General features: G+C 57.1%; 10 protein-coding genes, 1 tRNA gene and 1 pseudogene. 4 read left to right on the top strand and 8 right to left on the bottom strand.

Going from position 1 to position 14,691, the window contains the following annotated elements; genetic code table 11:
* A pseudogene (gene glyA, locus ACR0M9_RS20630) lies at positions 1 to 165 on the top strand (serine hydroxymethyltransferase); the annotation flags it as partial.
* A gap of 115 nt (positions 166 to 280) precedes the next feature.
* On the opposite strand, the gene ACR0M9_RS20625 reads toward glyA, so the two are convergent.
* On the bottom strand, positions 281 to 655 hold the full coding sequence (locus ACR0M9_RS20625; RefSeq protein WP_209507997.1) for a hypothetical protein: 375 nt from the start codon (positions 653 to 655) through the stop codon (positions 281 to 283).
* A gap of 91 nt (positions 656 to 746) precedes the next feature.
* Between ACR0M9_RS20625 and ACR0M9_RS20620 the strand changes: the two genes are divergently transcribed.
* Positions 747 to 1,505, top strand: coding sequence for an alpha/beta fold hydrolase (locus tag ACR0M9_RS20620; RefSeq protein WP_480473558.1), 759 nt, complete (start codon positions 747 to 749; stop codon positions 1,503 to 1,505).
* On the opposite strand, the gene ACR0M9_RS20615 is transcribed toward ACR0M9_RS20620, so the two are convergent.
* From ACR0M9_RS20615 to ACR0M9_RS20595, 5 genes are all read right to left on the bottom strand, one after another.
* Positions 1,506 to 1,691, bottom strand: coding sequence for a hypothetical protein (locus ACR0M9_RS20615; protein WP_267368020.1), 186 nt, complete (start codon positions 1,689 to 1,691; stop codon positions 1,506 to 1,508).
* A 272-nt stretch (positions 1,692 to 1,963) separates the two neighbouring features.
* Positions 1,964 to 3,316, bottom strand: coding sequence for an HlyD family type I secretion periplasmic adaptor subunit (locus ACR0M9_RS20610; RefSeq protein ID WP_480774550.1), 1,353 nt, complete (start codon positions 3,314 to 3,316; stop codon positions 1,964 to 1,966).
* A gap of 2 nt (positions 3,317 to 3,318) precedes the next feature.
* Positions 3,319 to 5,541: a type I secretion system permease/ATPase gene (locus ACR0M9_RS20605; protein WP_480774549.1), complete on the bottom strand. Its 2,223-nt coding sequence runs from the start codon at positions 5,539 to 5,541 to the stop codon at positions 3,319 to 3,321.
* A gap of 38 nt (positions 5,542 to 5,579) precedes the next feature.
* A complete protein-coding gene (locus ACR0M9_RS20600; RefSeq protein ID WP_480774548.1) occupies positions 5,580 to 7,520 on the bottom strand; it encodes a type I secretion protein in 1,941 nt (646 codons plus the stop codon).
* Positions 7,521 to 7,650: 130 nt separating this feature from the next.
* On the bottom strand, positions 7,651 to 9,957 hold the full coding sequence (locus tag ACR0M9_RS20595; protein ID WP_480774547.1) for a hypothetical protein: 2,307 nt from the start codon (positions 9,955 to 9,957) through the stop codon (positions 7,651 to 7,653).
* A 606-nt stretch (positions 9,958 to 10,563) separates the two neighbouring features.
* Here ACR0M9_RS20595 and ACR0M9_RS20590 point away from each other — a divergent pair.
* Entirely contained in the window at positions 10,564 to 11,316 is a 753-nt protein-coding gene (locus ACR0M9_RS20590) for a helix-turn-helix transcriptional regulator (RefSeq protein ID WP_480489411.1), read from the top strand.
* Positions 11,309 to 11,806, top strand: coding sequence for a hypothetical protein (locus ACR0M9_RS20585; RefSeq protein WP_245220737.1), 498 nt, complete (start codon positions 11,309 to 11,311; stop codon positions 11,804 to 11,806). The genes ACR0M9_RS20590 and ACR0M9_RS20585 overlap by 8 nt, the downstream gene beginning before the upstream one ends.
* A gap of 106 nt (positions 11,807 to 11,912) precedes the next feature.
* Here ACR0M9_RS20585 and ACR0M9_RS20580 read toward each other — a convergent pair.
* A tRNA-Leu gene (locus ACR0M9_RS20580) sits at positions 11,913 to 11,998 on the bottom strand.
* Positions 11,999 to 12,507: 509 nt separating this feature from the next.
* Entirely contained in the window at positions 12,508 to 14,400 is a 1,893-nt protein-coding gene (locus tag ACR0M9_RS20575) for a DEAD/DEAH box helicase (protein ID WP_480484918.1), read from the bottom strand.
* Positions 14,401 to 14,691: the final 291 nt, after the last annotated feature.

Here is a 14,691-nt window from a genome sequence, read left to right as displayed (position 1 = left end):
CGCGGCTTTGGCGAGGCCGAGTTCCGCCAGATCGCCGACTGGATCATCGAAGTGGTCGACGGCCTGGCCGCCAACGGCGAAGACGGCAACGCCGAAGTCGAAGCCCGCGTCCGCGCACAGGTCGCAGACCTCTGCAACCGCTTCCCCATATACCCGAACCTGTAAACGTTTAAAAAGAAAAGAAAACGGCGCTCTTGAGGCGCCGTTTTTTTTGTTGTTTGAGCAGTCGCTTCGATAGAGGGGGATCTGGCCACGCGTCAGCTTGGCAGCCGTCTGAAAGTCAAATCAAATCGCGCCACCACAGAAAAACAAGCAACAGCGCTGTCAGAGCCAACAGATTGAAAGCCAGCCCCCCCAGCAATCCAAGGAACCAGCCCCACCTGCGATCCGCAAGATTGATGCTTCCCAGATGATCCTGCACTACGTCCGACGCCCTGACGAGCTTGGGAGTATCCAGAATCAACCGCATCTTCGGGTGCGACGCCATCGCCTCGGACCGGGCAAGCACCATGGCCTGCCGGTACACCCGGCGCGGCAGACGTCGTTTTGCCTTGCGAATGGATGCCTCTAGCGTCTTGTCGCGCACGCCAAGCTTGGCACGCAGCAAGGCCACCGTCTCGGCGATCCGGGTCTGAATGTCTGGGTCCTGAGGCATGGGCTCTCTCCTGCCGCCGCAATCTAGCCTGCAGCACAAAGACCTACAATGGGGCTGGTGATCCGCTGTAGGCACTTGTATCACGCAAGCTATGCTGAACACGATTGTACATGGCGAACCGACCGCCCGCCCACCGCTGGTAATAGCACACGGCCTTTACGGATCTGCTCGGAATTGGGGCGTCATTGCCAAAAGGCTTTCAGACGAACGGCAGGTTGTGGCGGTGGACATGCGCAACCATGCTTACAGCATGTGGGACCCGAGCCATGATTATCCCCATCTGGCACAGGATATCGCCGAAGTCATAGAACAGATCGGCGGCGTGGCGGATGTTCTTGGACATTCCATGGGCGGAAAGGCTGCCATGACCCTGGCCCTGCGGCACAATGGGTTGGTGAACAAGCTGGTGGTCGCCGACATCGCGCCGGTTCAATACGCGCACAGCCAAATCCGGTTCATCGAGGCCATGCGGGCTGTTGATTTTTCGCGCATCACCCGCCGGTCGGATGCGGAAATGCAATTGGCCGATCAAGGTGTTGAGAAAGCGTTGCAAAGCTTTTTCACCCAATCGCTGGATATCAAGGGAAAACGGTGGCTGCTTAATCTGGATGTTCTTGCAGCCGAGATGCCAAAGATCATGGGCTTCCCCAAGTTGGACGCCACATGGAATGGCCCCGCCCTGTTCCTGTCGGGCGCGGCATCGGATTATGTCCTGCCGGAACACCGCCCTGAAATCCGCTCGCTGTTTTCCGGCGCGCGTTTTGCCAAAATACCCGGAGCCGGGCATTGGCTGCACGCCGAAAAACCACGTGAATTCGAAGCAGCGGTTCGGACGTTCCTGAACGCCTGATCAGGTGCCCCGGTACAAGCGCCGGGCCACCATCCACGATGCCGGAGCAGCGATCACCGCCCCGGCAACTGCTGCGCCGACAATTGCGCTGACGGAAACCAATCCCGCAGACAGCACAGCGATTACGGCAGAACCTGAAATGGCAGTGGCGATCAGTGAATACAGCATGGCGGCAAGGCGAAACATGGTCGGGTGTTCCTTATGATGACTTCCGGCCAAACATGTCTCGATTCGAATGTGTTTTGCATTGATTTGCATCAGATGCGGAAATCTGGCGCTTCATGAACCTGTGATTTCGCAACCACCGTTGAGCCGATCCGCCAACCCGCCAAGGATGTGGAGCTTGTGAAATCCCAAGTCTTGCGCCGTCAAAGGTACACACCCTCACTTTCACGCTTTTCCCAAAAGGATCAGAACGCGACTTGAGGTAGATGAACCAACGGCCTTAGGCACCTAGGTTATTGCTCGCGAAACGCGCGCGACATGCTGTCCGACACAGGTTTGGCGATATAGGCCGCAAAAGTTCGTTCCTCGGTTTGGATCATAATTTCCGCAGGCATGCCGGGGGTCGGAACAAAGCCGCTGACCCGGTGCAGCTCGTCTGGGGTAAGTGAGATACGCGCCAGATATACCTCTTTTGGAACGCCTGCCGCCTCTTCAAGCAGCGCGTCGGCAGAGACATAAAAGACTTCTCCGTACAAAACCGGCGTTGTGCGCTGATTGAGCGCGATCAGTCGCACCGAGGCGGTCTGCCCGGTTACCACACTATCAATCTCGGTGCGTGGGATTTGCGCCTCAATAATCAACGGCGCATCGGCAGGCAGGATTTCGGCAATGGGTTCGCCCGTTTCGATCACACCACCCGGAGTATGATAATGCAGGCGAACTACCGTCCCGGTCACAGGCGCCCGCACCACGGCCCGGTCCAGAACATTGCGGGCCTGACGGGATTTTTCGCGCACGCTTTCCAGATCGGCCTCGACCACGCCCAATTCATCCAGTGCAGCCTCGCGATAGGCGGATCGGGTGCGCGTAATCTGTTCCTGGTATTTTAGAAGCATCTGATTGATTTCAGCGGCCTCCGCCTGCAACCGGGCCTGCTGCCCCTCGGCTTCGGCCTGCACACGCCGGATCGTGTTCAATTCGCCCTTTCGAACCAGCCCTTTCTGGAAAAGCTGGTTTTTGGACTCGTACTCTTCCTGCAAGATCTCGGCACGTGTGGCCATGCTTTCCAATTGGGCTTCAAAGCCACTTGCCCGGATTTTCAAAGCCTCCATATTGCGTTCCAAAAGTGCCACATCATTCAACAAGGTCTTGCGCGACACGTCAAAGCTGAGCATTTGACCGTCGAGAATGGCCATGACTTCCACGTCTTTAGAGGCCTCGACCAGATCTGGTGTAAAAACCAGACGATCCCGTTCCCCATATTCCGCCAGCAACCGCTCGGTCATCGCCTGCAAGCGCAGTTTGCGGATGAACAGCTCACGCTCATTGGCCTGGGCCGAGGTCTGATCCAGCGTCATCAGCACCTGACCTGCCTGAACCGATTGCCCTTCGGTGACCTTGATGTCTTCGATGATCCCGCCTTCAAGGTGCTGGACAATCTTGTTGCGCCCAGTGGCGACAAAACTGCCCTGCGCGATGACCGCCGCCGCCAGCGGGGCGCTGAAGGACCACACTCCGAAACCGCCAAAACAGACGACCAGCATGATTATACCGATAACAATGAAGCGGTTGATCGAGCGTGGAACTTCTGCATACCAGACGTCAGGTTCACCGGCAGAGTGTTTTACGGGTACGAGGTCATTCATGGTCAGCCTCCCTGTTGCCCTTCAATTCCGGTCCGTTTGCGCGGCCCGTTGATCTGCTGAAGAACCTGCTCGCGCTGACCGAACAGAGCGACGCGCCCATCGGTCAGCAACATGATCTTGTCGACCACGTTCAGCAGCGTTGGTTTCTGCGTGATGACGACCACGGTGATCTTGCTTTCGCGCGCCTGTTCAATGGCACGCGCCAAGGCTTTGTCCCCAGCAACGTCAAGGTTCGAGTTCGGCTCGTCCAGCACCACCATTCTTGGATTTCCAAAAAACGCCCGCGCCAGCGCAATGCGTTGTTTCTGTCCGCCCGATAAAGGCGATCCATCGGAGGCCACCACAGTCTCATATCCCTGCGGCAGGGTCGCGATCATGTTGTGTACATCAGCCAGTACAGCGGCGTCGTGGATCTGTTCGTCCGTGGCATCGGCTCGCATCCGGCCGATATTGTCCTTGATGGTTCCGGGGAACAGCTGCACATCCTGTGGCAGATAACCGATGCTTTCCCCAAACTGGCGCGGGTCCCAGTTGCGGATATCCATCAGGTCCAGCCGCACACTTCCCGACGTGGGCAGAACGGACCCGACAAGGGTCTTGCCCAAGGTGGTTTTGCCCGCACCGGAATTGCCGATAATCGCCAGTGTTTCACCGGGGATGAGTGAGAAGGTAATCCCGTTCAGAACCACACGTTTGGTTCCACCGGGGACATAGAGCAACCGCTCTACATCCAACCGGCCTTCGGGGCGCGGCAGGCGCAACTTCTCATGTTGCAGGGCCGAGGTTGACAGCAGCGCCTTGATCCGCCCATAGGCCGCGCGCGTCAACAGGTAACTGTTCCACCCCTCAATCGAACCTTCAATGGGCGCAAAGGCGCGCCCGGCAATGATCGAGGCCGCGATCACCATGCCGCCGGTAATCTCTCCCTGCAGTGCCAGAAATGCGCCCCATCCCAAAATGCCGATCTGTGTCAGCAGACGAACAGCGCGCGAAATCGCCGCGAAGATCACGTTACGGTCCTGCGCGCGCACCTGCCAGGTCAGGGATTGGGCCGTGTCCCGCCCCCAGATCCGCACCGCCTCGGGGATCATGGCCAAGGCGTTGATGATCTGGCTGTTGCGCGACATGGAATCCAGATGCAGGTTCGCCATGGACTGCGCCTTGTTCGCCTCGGCAAAGGGTTTGGCTGTCATTTTCTGGTTGATCAGCGCAATCGTCATCAGGATCAGCGCCGTCACCACGACAATCATGCCCAGTTGCGGGTGCACGAGAAAGATCATCAGAATGAACAGTGGGGCGAATGGCACGTCCAGAAACGAAATCAAAGTGCCCGAAACCAGAAAACCGCGCAGTTGCTGCAAATCGCCAAGAGTCTGATATTCGCGCCCGTTTCCATGCAACGACGCGTGCGCAGCCGCACTAAGCACAGGTGCACCCAAACGAACGGCAACCTCGACACCGGTTCGCATCAGCGTAAACCGCCGCACCGCATCAAAGGCTGACTGAAAGATCACGGCCCCGGCGACGATTGCCGTCAACATGATCAGCGTATCCAAAGATCGGCTGGTCAGAACCCTGTCACTGATCTGAAACAGGTAGATCGGAATCGACAGGATCAGAATATTGGTCGCGCAGGTCAGCACCAGAACAAATGCAAGGTTACGCCGGATCGCCCGGATCGAATCCCGCAATGTGCGCTGGAAATCCTCGGGCGGGGTGCGCTTGTGAAAGGTTTGGGGTGGCCCGTTCCCGTCACCGCCGCCGGAGTTTGTCCGCAACAGTGGCTGGTTTGCCTTGGCCTCGATCGTCGCGCCCATGTGATCCGCGCCGGACGCGCGCGCAGAGGGGGTCTTGCGCGCTGTCGTTTCGTCCGCGGTTGCATGATCCGGGCCGTCAGCATCAGCCACCCCGTCACCACCGCCCGCAATGTCCTTGTCTTGCACGGGCTGCGGCGGCGCACGCCAATGGGGAGGTTCAGCGCGCGGTTGTTCACATGAGTGTTTCTGGTCTTTGGCCGGTTTCAACGCATCGTTTTCAACCGGCCGGTTTTGATCTGGTTCAGGCACTCGGAACTCCTGCGTCAGATGCAGTCGGGTGGTGGCACCTGTGGCCCGTTTTGCAGGATCTGCCCCTGGTTCGGCCCCCTGACGCTTCAGACCCAACCCGCCTTGCCTGTCCAGCGGGCTGGATAAGGGGTGGCGGCGCGACGAAAAAACAAACGACATGTAGAAACCTTCTGGTCACTCGGTAAAATCTTGGGGGATCAGGCCAGCATGGTTTGCAGGCCGTCGTCAGGTGTTGTTACATCAAGAGCTGGGGTATTCAGTGCCAAGGCCGCATCCGGTTGCGCGACGGTCATGTCACCCATGATGGCCGCAATTGCCTCATTGGTCATCGCGGTAATCTCGTCGTTGTCCGGCATGTCGATCAGGCTGGCCTGATGCAGCAGCAGATCGGAATACGACCCGTCAGCTGCCATGACCGTCGAGTCCACACCCATCTTGGTCAGATGCGCGGTGTTCAGCATGGCGTTGCTGCCCGCGACTACATCGGCCCCGGCAGCATTTGGGCCGGACAGGTCTATATCATCCTGATCCAGCATCATCGTGGCCTGATTGACGATGTTCACCTGTATAAGATCGCCGTCGATCTTAAGGACGCGCAACTGCTCCATCCCGGCGAACATCGGATCATTCAGAAGCGCGTCTTCCAACGCGTCCATGTCCATTTCCGGTATGGCAAGCGCGTCCGCCATATTCTGTTGCATATCCTGGTGAATGTCCTTGCCGATCGTTTTGACCGACGCGTCGTTCATGAGCAGGTTTTCATCACCGTCCATCACCGACGCGGGCACTCCGCCGCTGATGATGTCGTCATCCATAAGGGCCATGGATTGAACCAGCACATCGACTGAAATCATGTTTCCGCCGATCATGATCAGATCGTAATAGCTGCCCAACTGCACGATATCGGCGACATTGTACATTTCGTTGTCGCCCAGCACGTAAAGCGTGGATGTGGCTGAAATTTCGGTCTGAATGTGATCGATATCGGTGGCATCTATACTCTGGTTGATGAAATTCGCGACCACCAGATCGCCGTGAACCCAGTCGACAACAACATAAGCGGGCTGGCCGCTTGTCCCGTCGACATCGTCCAGCCAGGCGGCCTCTTTGCCTTCGACTTCGATCACCGAAGACTGAACCAGGTTGGTACCGCTTCCGGCATTCATGGCACCTACGTCCCAGTCGGAAACAAGCGCGACCTGACTGATGACCGTCAGATTGATGGCCTGCCCGCCTACAACAATGTACGGAGCATCCACCCAACCAATAGTCGCAGACACTGCATTGATCGCCAGATTACCACCGGTCACCACCAGATGCCCGTCGTCAAAATCGGAATCCTTGGACTGGTCCCATTCGGCAGGCAACGGCGTTTCCGCTTCATCGCCAGTCGCCTCATCCGGCTGATGGAAAGCGGGCAGCAGGTCGGTCCATTCAGGTGCTTCGGCCATGTGCTCGCCATTGACGATCACGCCCAAGGCATCATCGCCATGGAACTGATACACGGTGACGCCATCCACATCCCCGTTCATCGGATTCAGCATCTGTTCGGCCAGTGCCTCGACCATCTCGATTGACTGGTAGTCCGCGAGTGAAAATGACGGGCTTGCCACGGCATGAAGGGACAACGCCATGTCCAGCATCTGCTCACCTTTCGCGATCAGCGCGTCCGTGTCGCGAAATTCACCCTTGCCCACCGTATCGTTGTCACGCAGGAAAACCTTTTGCATGGTGTAACTTACCGCAGACCCCAACGGCACGTTGTCCGGCTGCAGAATGACGAGTGTGGGAACGGATGATGGTCCAATCGTGTCGTCTGGGACAAAACGCTCGGAAACCGGCCCATCTCCACCAAGGATAATCACCGATTCATGCACAGGCCCCTTCGGCGCGTCTGGTAGCGGCAGGTTAGGTTGAGGTGGGGCAAAATTGTATGGGAGGAGCTTGTACTCGCCCACCGGGATATCAAGGTCGGCCCTGATGTGGATCGCAGCAGGATCGTCCAGCCCGTCAATTTCGGCTTTTCGCCTCAGGGCGGTGAATTCGTCATACTGGTCCCGCAGCCGGGCTTGTTCGATCGTAAGTTCAAATGCTCCAACAAAATGCGCTATTGTTTCCGTAATTGCGTCAAGGGCCATATCGGTCATCCTTTTTCACCCGCACCGGCCAGAATTTCCGCTTTGGGTTCAGTTGGGCCGGGGCCACTGCTCGCGGCCCCGGCATTTTCGAAAATAGCGAGGCCCGATAATGCGGGCCTCGCCTTATGACTTATGCGTCGTTGTCGTCGCTTGCGTAGGACGAGGTCATCGAACCACCGACCATGGTCGTGTCGACCGAGTTGCCAAGCACGTTGGCGCCCATGACGATCGACTGGTTAAAGGCCGAGGTGTCGACAACAGCCGCTGCCGAGGCATAGGACTCGCCGGTCACGATACCATCGCCACCGTTGTTCGAGCCCCAGTTGCCAGCGTTGCCGCCTGCACCACCGTCACCCGAATAGGCACCAGCCGCGCTGCCGCCCGTGATGGTTCCACCCATGGTGTCACCGGACATAGCTGTACCGGTCGAGTATCCGCTGGCTCCGCCATTTGCGGCGGACGCGCCACCGGCACCACCGGCACCCGAGCTGGCCGCACCGGTCGCATCGCCCGAACCGGTCGATGTGGCATCGTTATCGGACATGCCCGAACCACCGTATCCGGCGATTGCTTCAGCCAGGCTGTCGGCGGCTCCGTTTGTATCGGCATCACCGAATACATCCGCCGCTCCGCCATCACCGGCGGTATTGGCCGCATCGGCGGACCCGGCACCGTTGCCCGAAGACGTGGATGTGGGCGTCGTCGTGCCGCCTGCTCCGCCGTCACCGTCTGCTGCAGACGTACCAGAACCCGCTGCGTCCGCTGTGCCGTTGGCCGAATTTGATCCGCCATCACCACCGCTGCCATCCGTGTTCTGCGAATTGCTGGATGCACCGTTCACGTCACCTGGGCTTTGGTTGATGTCGGGGCCGCTTGCGGACTGGTCGCCAACACCCTGCGCATCCGAATCCGCGTCGGCGGTTCCACCGGAACCATCGCCGCCCGAACCGTCACCGCCTGAGCCATCGCCACCAGAGCCATCGCCGCCCGAACCATCGCCACCGGTTCCGTCACCGCCGGTTCCGTCACCGCCTTCGCCCGCTTCGGCATCAACCATGCCTAGCTCTTCCTGCAGGGCCATGATTGCAGCTTCGACCATAGCGGCAAATCCGCCTTCGCCGTCACCGCCGGTACCGTCACCGCCTGTGCCGTCGCCACCGGATCCTTCACCACCGGTCCCTTCGCCGCCAGAGCCTTCACCGCCGGTACCAGGTCCGCCAGTTCCATCAGCCGAGCTGTCCGCACCACTGTCAGCGCTGCCCTCTGCTGCGTTGCTGCCGGCAGTCGCATCATTGGCTTCGGTTGTGCTGTCACTGGAATTCGACGACGAACCGTCTGTCGACGCGCTGCCGTCACCACCGTCGGAACCTTCGGCGTCTACGTCATTGCCGGCCAGACCAAAGCCCGTGCCGCTCGAGTCGGAATCGCTGTCGCCGCCATCGGCGCTACCCGAGGCATTCGAGCCAGACAGACCAAGGCCCAGTCCCAGACCAAACGAATCTGCGCTTCCGCCGTTACCGCCGGTTCCGTCACCGTCAACGCTTGTGCTGCCGTCGTTGTCAGCAGAAGACGAACTGTCAGCGTCGCCGCCGTCGCCGCCGGTGCTGTCACCGTCAGCCCCTGCGCCGGACAGACCGACACCAATGCTGGCGTTATTTGCGTCACCGGTATCACCGCCGGCGCCGCCACTCGAATCCGCGTCTGCGCTGCCGGTATCGCCACCGGCACCAAACGCATGGCTGCCCAGCGTGGTCGAGTCTGCCGAACCACCATAGCTGGTACCACCGTCGCCCGAATCTCCACCGTTGGACTTGACGCCGATACCTTCTTCAGCGTTGGCGGTGCCGCCATAGGCGCTACCATTCTGATAGAAACCGGAATTGTTCGAAACTGACGCCGATTCCAGCGTGTCGTCATCGCTCAGACTGGCGACCTGACTGTTGACGGACGCCATTGCGGTTCCGGCACCATCCATTGAGATATCGACATTCATGTCATCGCCGGGATCATAGTTCAGATCACGGCCTGCGGTGATTACGTCGCCAACCGACGCGTTATCTCCGAAGTCCAGATCAACCTGATCATCATCGCGCGGAATCCACTCTCCGCCACCAAAGTCGATATTGATCGCGTTGCTGTTTGAATTGTCGTTGGTGTTATCTCCGGCATTGAGCGTCTGGTCCTGATCCTGACCTTGATCCTGATCCTGGCCCTGATCTTGGCCTTGGTCCTGGCCTTGTTCCTGACCCTGATCCTGGCCTTGATTTTGGTCCTGGCCCTGATCGTTGGAGTTTTCGACAGTCTGGTCCTGCTGCTGCTGTTGTGCAGTCAGATCAGCTTCGACAAACGCCTCATCAATCGGGATTTCAACATTTACCGGAGCTTCCAGATTCTCGACATTAATTTCGTCGACGGTCGTTACGTTTGTATTATTCACATTACGTCTCATGACAAATTCCTATTTCTGGAACGCCAGACCGCCATTCATCTAAAAAGCGGCATCAGGCGAGATTGAAACAAAAATACCCGCGCAGCGCATGAACGCGCTGAAAGCGGTCTGTGGAAGTTTCTAAATGGCCACCTCCTTTCCCGGCTAAGCCGAAAGCGCGGCGGTTCATGAAGGCTGCTGAAATACGCAATGACCGGCGCGACAGGGACAGGCGCTTCGACAATTGAAGCCCAGCCATGTTCGCAGCGACGCACGCCCACGCCTAGCTAGTCGAAAGTTTTGAGGTGGTTACAACGTTGTTTTTATTACTTACTTTTAGAATACACCTGAGTTTGCGCTCACCTGCCCCGCATGACCCACCTACAAAAAATCGCAACAAAATAATTCAATTGTTTCCGCTGGTTGCACAAAAACCCAAGCGGAAACCTAACCGAAAGTTCTATGGCACGGGCTCTGGAAGAACTCCTCCCGGTTGTGGAAAACCATGCTTTCGAGTATAATAAAAGTTAATTACCTATTTGATTAGTTAACTATTTTAGACCGCCAGAATTCAAAAAAGAGATTTTTGGTTGACCCTGTTTGCGAGGGAATGTGATGAGTGTGTCATTGATAGAAGAAACTGCCAATCAGGATCTTTATTCAGAAGATTTTTCGGTTGTCTTTATTGGAAAAGAATTATTCTACTCCAATCAGACCCTAAGAAGCGTTCAAACTGAATTCGGGGTTCGCGCTCAGCGGTTCGAAACCCTTGAAGCGATGAACGGCCACACACCCGGTTGCAGCAAGATTATTGTTGTTGACCAGATGATGCTTGAAGACCTGTTGGCGCGCCCACTGGCCTATACCAAAAGTACGGGATCCGGCTGTCTTGCCTTTGCCTATCGCAAAGAAGAATCGGCCCGGCATATGTTTGAATCCTGGGATCGCGCGCAGTTCGGCGAAATTGGGTTTCTACCCATGAATGTGGCGCCCGATGCCTGGCGCGCCATCCTCAGGCTGCTGATGCATGAAGAACTGTACTTACCCAGCTTCCTTGCAGATTGCGTCGCCTTTCCTGGCCAGCGCACGCGGGACATCCCAGCCCGTCCAGTGACAAATGTCCCAAATGGTGTCGACCAGCAGTCGCGGTACCTGAAGCTGACGCGTCGCGAGAAGCAGGTCCTGCAACTTGTCTCGCAGGGCAAAAGCAACAAGTTGATCGCGGCCAAGCTGGGAATTACGGAACACACGGTCAAACTGCATATGCACAATGTGGTTGGTAAGATCGGCGTCAGCAACCGCACCGCTGCCGCGCATTTCTACTACGAGGTTGCGCCACACGAGGCGCAGCACTCCGCCCTTGACTGACACGTTCGAAGCCCGGTTCGATCGCCTGATCCTTCTGGTTGGCAGGCTGAACTATATGTGGACCAACACCGAAAGCCTGCTGATCCACCTGATCGCTGGCCTTTCCGGAACGTCGAAAGACGTGGCCGTCATTATCTTCCTGACCCTGAACACAACCCGCGCGCGTATTGATCTGGTTGAACGGCTTGCCAAGATGGAGGGAAGGCCCGCGCAGGTTCGCGACCCGATCCTTGAACGCACGCAACGGCTCAGCAAGCTTTCGGGCATCCGAAACAAGTATAACCACTGCATCTATTCGTTCGATCAGGAGAGCGGAAACCCGAAAACGATCCTGATGCGGATTGCTGACCGCAAGACCGATATAAAACTGGGTCGCGCGGATACGGTAGATGATGACGCGCTTCGCGAAATCGAAGCGGTCGTCAATCAGCTTTCAGCCGCGAACCAGGACATCTGGAGGCTGATCCGGGAATTGGGGTATCCGGTTTAGTCCTGGTCATGAATATGACGCCATGACCACGTAGGCTGCGTTTCACTGCATTTGCGATACCGATGACGCGCAAACCGGGCGACAGAATGCAGCTTTCGAAAGCGCCTGGTGCGGGCGGTGGGACTCGAACCCACACGGGCATACGCCCTTCAGATTTTAAGTCTGATATGTCTACCATTCCATCACGCCCGCACGGCGCGGCCCTTTCGGACTGTGCAACGTCCTTACAAGCACAACGAGATGATAACAATGTGCTTTGACCCGCAGGATTGGGAAAAATAGACGGCAGCGCTGGTGAAACTCAATTGCACCCAACGGTACCTCCATTGTCTCACTTGGCTTTGGTGCGGTCCGACATATCCACAGGTCCGATGCATCGGATCGACTGAAGGTACTTCTCCAAAGAGCAGGTGCTGTCAGCACCGAACCGTTTTCCGTTCTATCCCAAAAAAGAATTCGTCAGGGCGCTGGCCGAAAAAAACTCCCGGCATCACCACATTATAATCCTCTGGTTATCAAGAACTCGAACTGAGTCTGCCATCAATTTGCATGGCCGATTGGAGCGGCAGTATGGTCCGCAGAGTATGATTATGTCTATCGCCCGGGCTCGCAGGCGCTGCGAAAGTCTGGTCTAACGGGCGGAACCCAGCGGAGTTTTGGCATGGCCAATGTCCGGAAAGGGCCTGTGCAAACGCTTCGACTTATTTTGAACGCCTTGGCACAGCGTTACCGCCCTTATTTGCCGCAGCGCGTGCACGGTTTTTCTTGCTGTTGGGCTTACCCTTTGGCGGTGGCGGGCCTTTTGGGCGGCGGTCAAGTTTTTTACTCAGACCACTGCGGTTGTCGTCATCGCGTTTGGGCTTGGCTTCAACTTTGGCCTTTTCAGGGGGCTTGGACACTGTCTTTTTCCGCGCTTTCGCAGGCTGCGGCTCGACAAGTCGGCTCGGTTTGCGTGCAGTCTTTTCCAGACCTTTCTTGCCTTTGGCAGCCCGGTTAAAGCTTGTCTTTGCTGAGTTCGACAAATCGGGGGCTGAATCCAACTGCACAATGTCTTTTGTACCCTCGATCTTCATTTCCGGCCCAATCGCCTCCAAAAAACCGGCGACGCTGCTTTCGCGAATTTCGATATAGGTCTCGTCGTCAACGATACGGATCGCACCGACATCGGATTTTGTGATGTTCCCCGCCTTGCACACCATAGGAAGTAGATATCGCGGAGACGCATTTTCGTTGCGCCCTTCTGACAGCGAAAACCAAACACTCGGACCAAAAGGTGCGCTCTGCTTTGGCGCTGCTTCCTGAATGTCGTTTAGTTCTTCCGGAGCGGAATGCGCCCTGTTGTATTGACGGACATATGCCGCAGCGAGTTGTTCTGGCGAGAACCTTTCTACCAGTTCGTTGACTGACTGCCGCTCAGTCTTTGTTATTTCAGAGCACCAGTCCTCCGATCCGAACATCCGTTGCTGGTCTTGCGCTTTGACCTCTTCAGCGGAGGGCGCCGCACCCCAATCGGCCGTGAGTTTAGCGAATTTCAACAGCCTTTGGGCTTTTTTGTAAGAAGCCGGTGCAACGATCAGTGTGCTGACACCTTTGCGCCCTGCACGTCCAGTTCGGCCTGAACGGTGCAAAAGCGTTTCATGACTGCTGGGCAGTTCCGCATGGATCACCAGATCCAGATTTGGCAGATCAATTCCGCGCGCCGCGACATCGGTCGCTACACAGACGCGGGCCCGTCCGTCACGCATGGCTTGCAAGGCGTTTGACCGTTCACCTTGGGTCAGTTCTCCGGAAAGAGCCACAACCGAAAACCCGCGGTTGGACAGTCGGGCTGTCAGACGGCTGACCATGGCGCGCGTGTTGCAGAAAACGATGGCGTTAGGAGCCTCGTAGTAGCGTAGCACGTTAATGATAGCATTTTCACCGTCACGTGGAGCCACATTCATCGCACGGTACTCGATATCGGCGTGTTGCGTCCGCTCACTGACAGTACTTACACGCTCGGCATCCCTTTGGTACCGGGCAGCCAAGGTGGCAATGGCGCGCGGTACCGTTGCCGAGAACAATAGTGTCTGGCGGTCTGATTGCGTTTGTTCGAGGATGAATTCCAGATCTTCACGGAATCCAAGGTCGAGCATTTCGTCAGCCTCATCCAACACGACGGCGCGTACGGATGCCAAATTAATCGAGCCGCGCATGATATGATCCCGCAACCGCCCTGGTGTCGCGACCACAATATGTGCCCCTCGGGACAGCGCCCGGCGTTCGTCGCGCATATCCATGCCGCCAACGCATGAGGCAATGAAGGCCCCCGCATCCGCATAGAGCCACCCCAGTTCTCGTTTGACCTGCAGCGCCAACTCTCGCGTCGGCGCAACAACCAACGCCAAAGGCGCGCCTGCCACATCGAAAACCTGCGCATCGCTCAAAATTGTTGGTGCGATGGCCAAGCCGAACGCGATGGTTTTTCCTGATCCGGTCTGCGCCGAAACTAACAAGTCTCGTCCCTGCAAATCCGGTGCGGACACGGCCTCCTGAACAGGGGTCAGCGTGTCATATCCTTTACGCTTCAATGCGATTGCGAGTGTCGGGTTCATGGCTCAGCTCTCCGGAGTGATACGGTCACCCTCAGAGTTTCCGACACACGGGTCATAGTAGAAGCGCAGTCCATACTGCGAGGAGAACCGGATGTATAGATCGGAAAATGCGCCTCCCAATGAGCCTCCCCAACGGAACAGGTCCACACTTATGTTAAGGTGTCTGAAGTCAGCGCCTACCGGACAGATTTAGGGTTTTCTGGACCTGTCCCGTTTTTGTGCCGCCCCAAGTGCTCGTTTAAGCCACTTTCCTTTCGAATGCGACAGGGCTTTTCCAGCCCAATGCTGAGT

It is taken from the genome of Ruegeria sp. CH2, from assembly GCF_056537065.1.
The sequence above is the reverse complement of the archived record's forward strand: the minus strand, read 5'-3'. Positions and strand labels throughout refer to the sequence as shown.

What these genes read in the sequence shown, in the direction of transcription:
- ACR0M9_RS20625 (WP_209507997.1), bottom strand. Translation starts at nt 655, where the DNA reads ATGCCTCAGGACCCAGACATTCAGACCCGGATCGCCGAGACGGTGGCC.
- ACR0M9_RS20620 (WP_480473558.1), top strand. Translation starts at nt 747, where the DNA reads ATGCTGAACACGATTGTACATGGCGAACCGACCGCCCGCCCACCGCTG.
- ACR0M9_RS20615 (WP_267368020.1), bottom strand. Translation starts at nt 1,691, where the DNA reads ATGTTTCGCCTTGCCGCCATGCTGTATTCACTGATCGCCACTGCCATT.
- ACR0M9_RS20610 (WP_480774550.1), bottom strand. Translation starts at nt 3,316, where the DNA reads ATGAATGACCTCGTACCCGTAAAACACTCTGCCGGTGAACCTGACGTC.
- ACR0M9_RS20605 (WP_480774549.1), bottom strand. Translation starts at nt 5,541, where the DNA reads ATGTCGTTTGTTTTTTCGTCGCGCCGCCACCCCTTATCCAGCCCGCTG.
- ACR0M9_RS20600 (WP_480774548.1), bottom strand. Translation starts at nt 7,520, where the DNA reads ATGGCCCTTGACGCAATTACGGAAACAATAGCGCATTTTGTTGGAGCA.
- ACR0M9_RS20590 (WP_480489411.1), top strand. Translation starts at nt 10,564, where the DNA reads ATGAGTGTGTCATTGATAGAAGAAACTGCCAATCAGGATCTTTATTCA.
- ACR0M9_RS20575 (WP_480484918.1), bottom strand. Translation starts at nt 14,400, where the DNA reads ATGAACCCGACACTCGCAATCGCATTGAAGCGTAAAGGATATGACACG.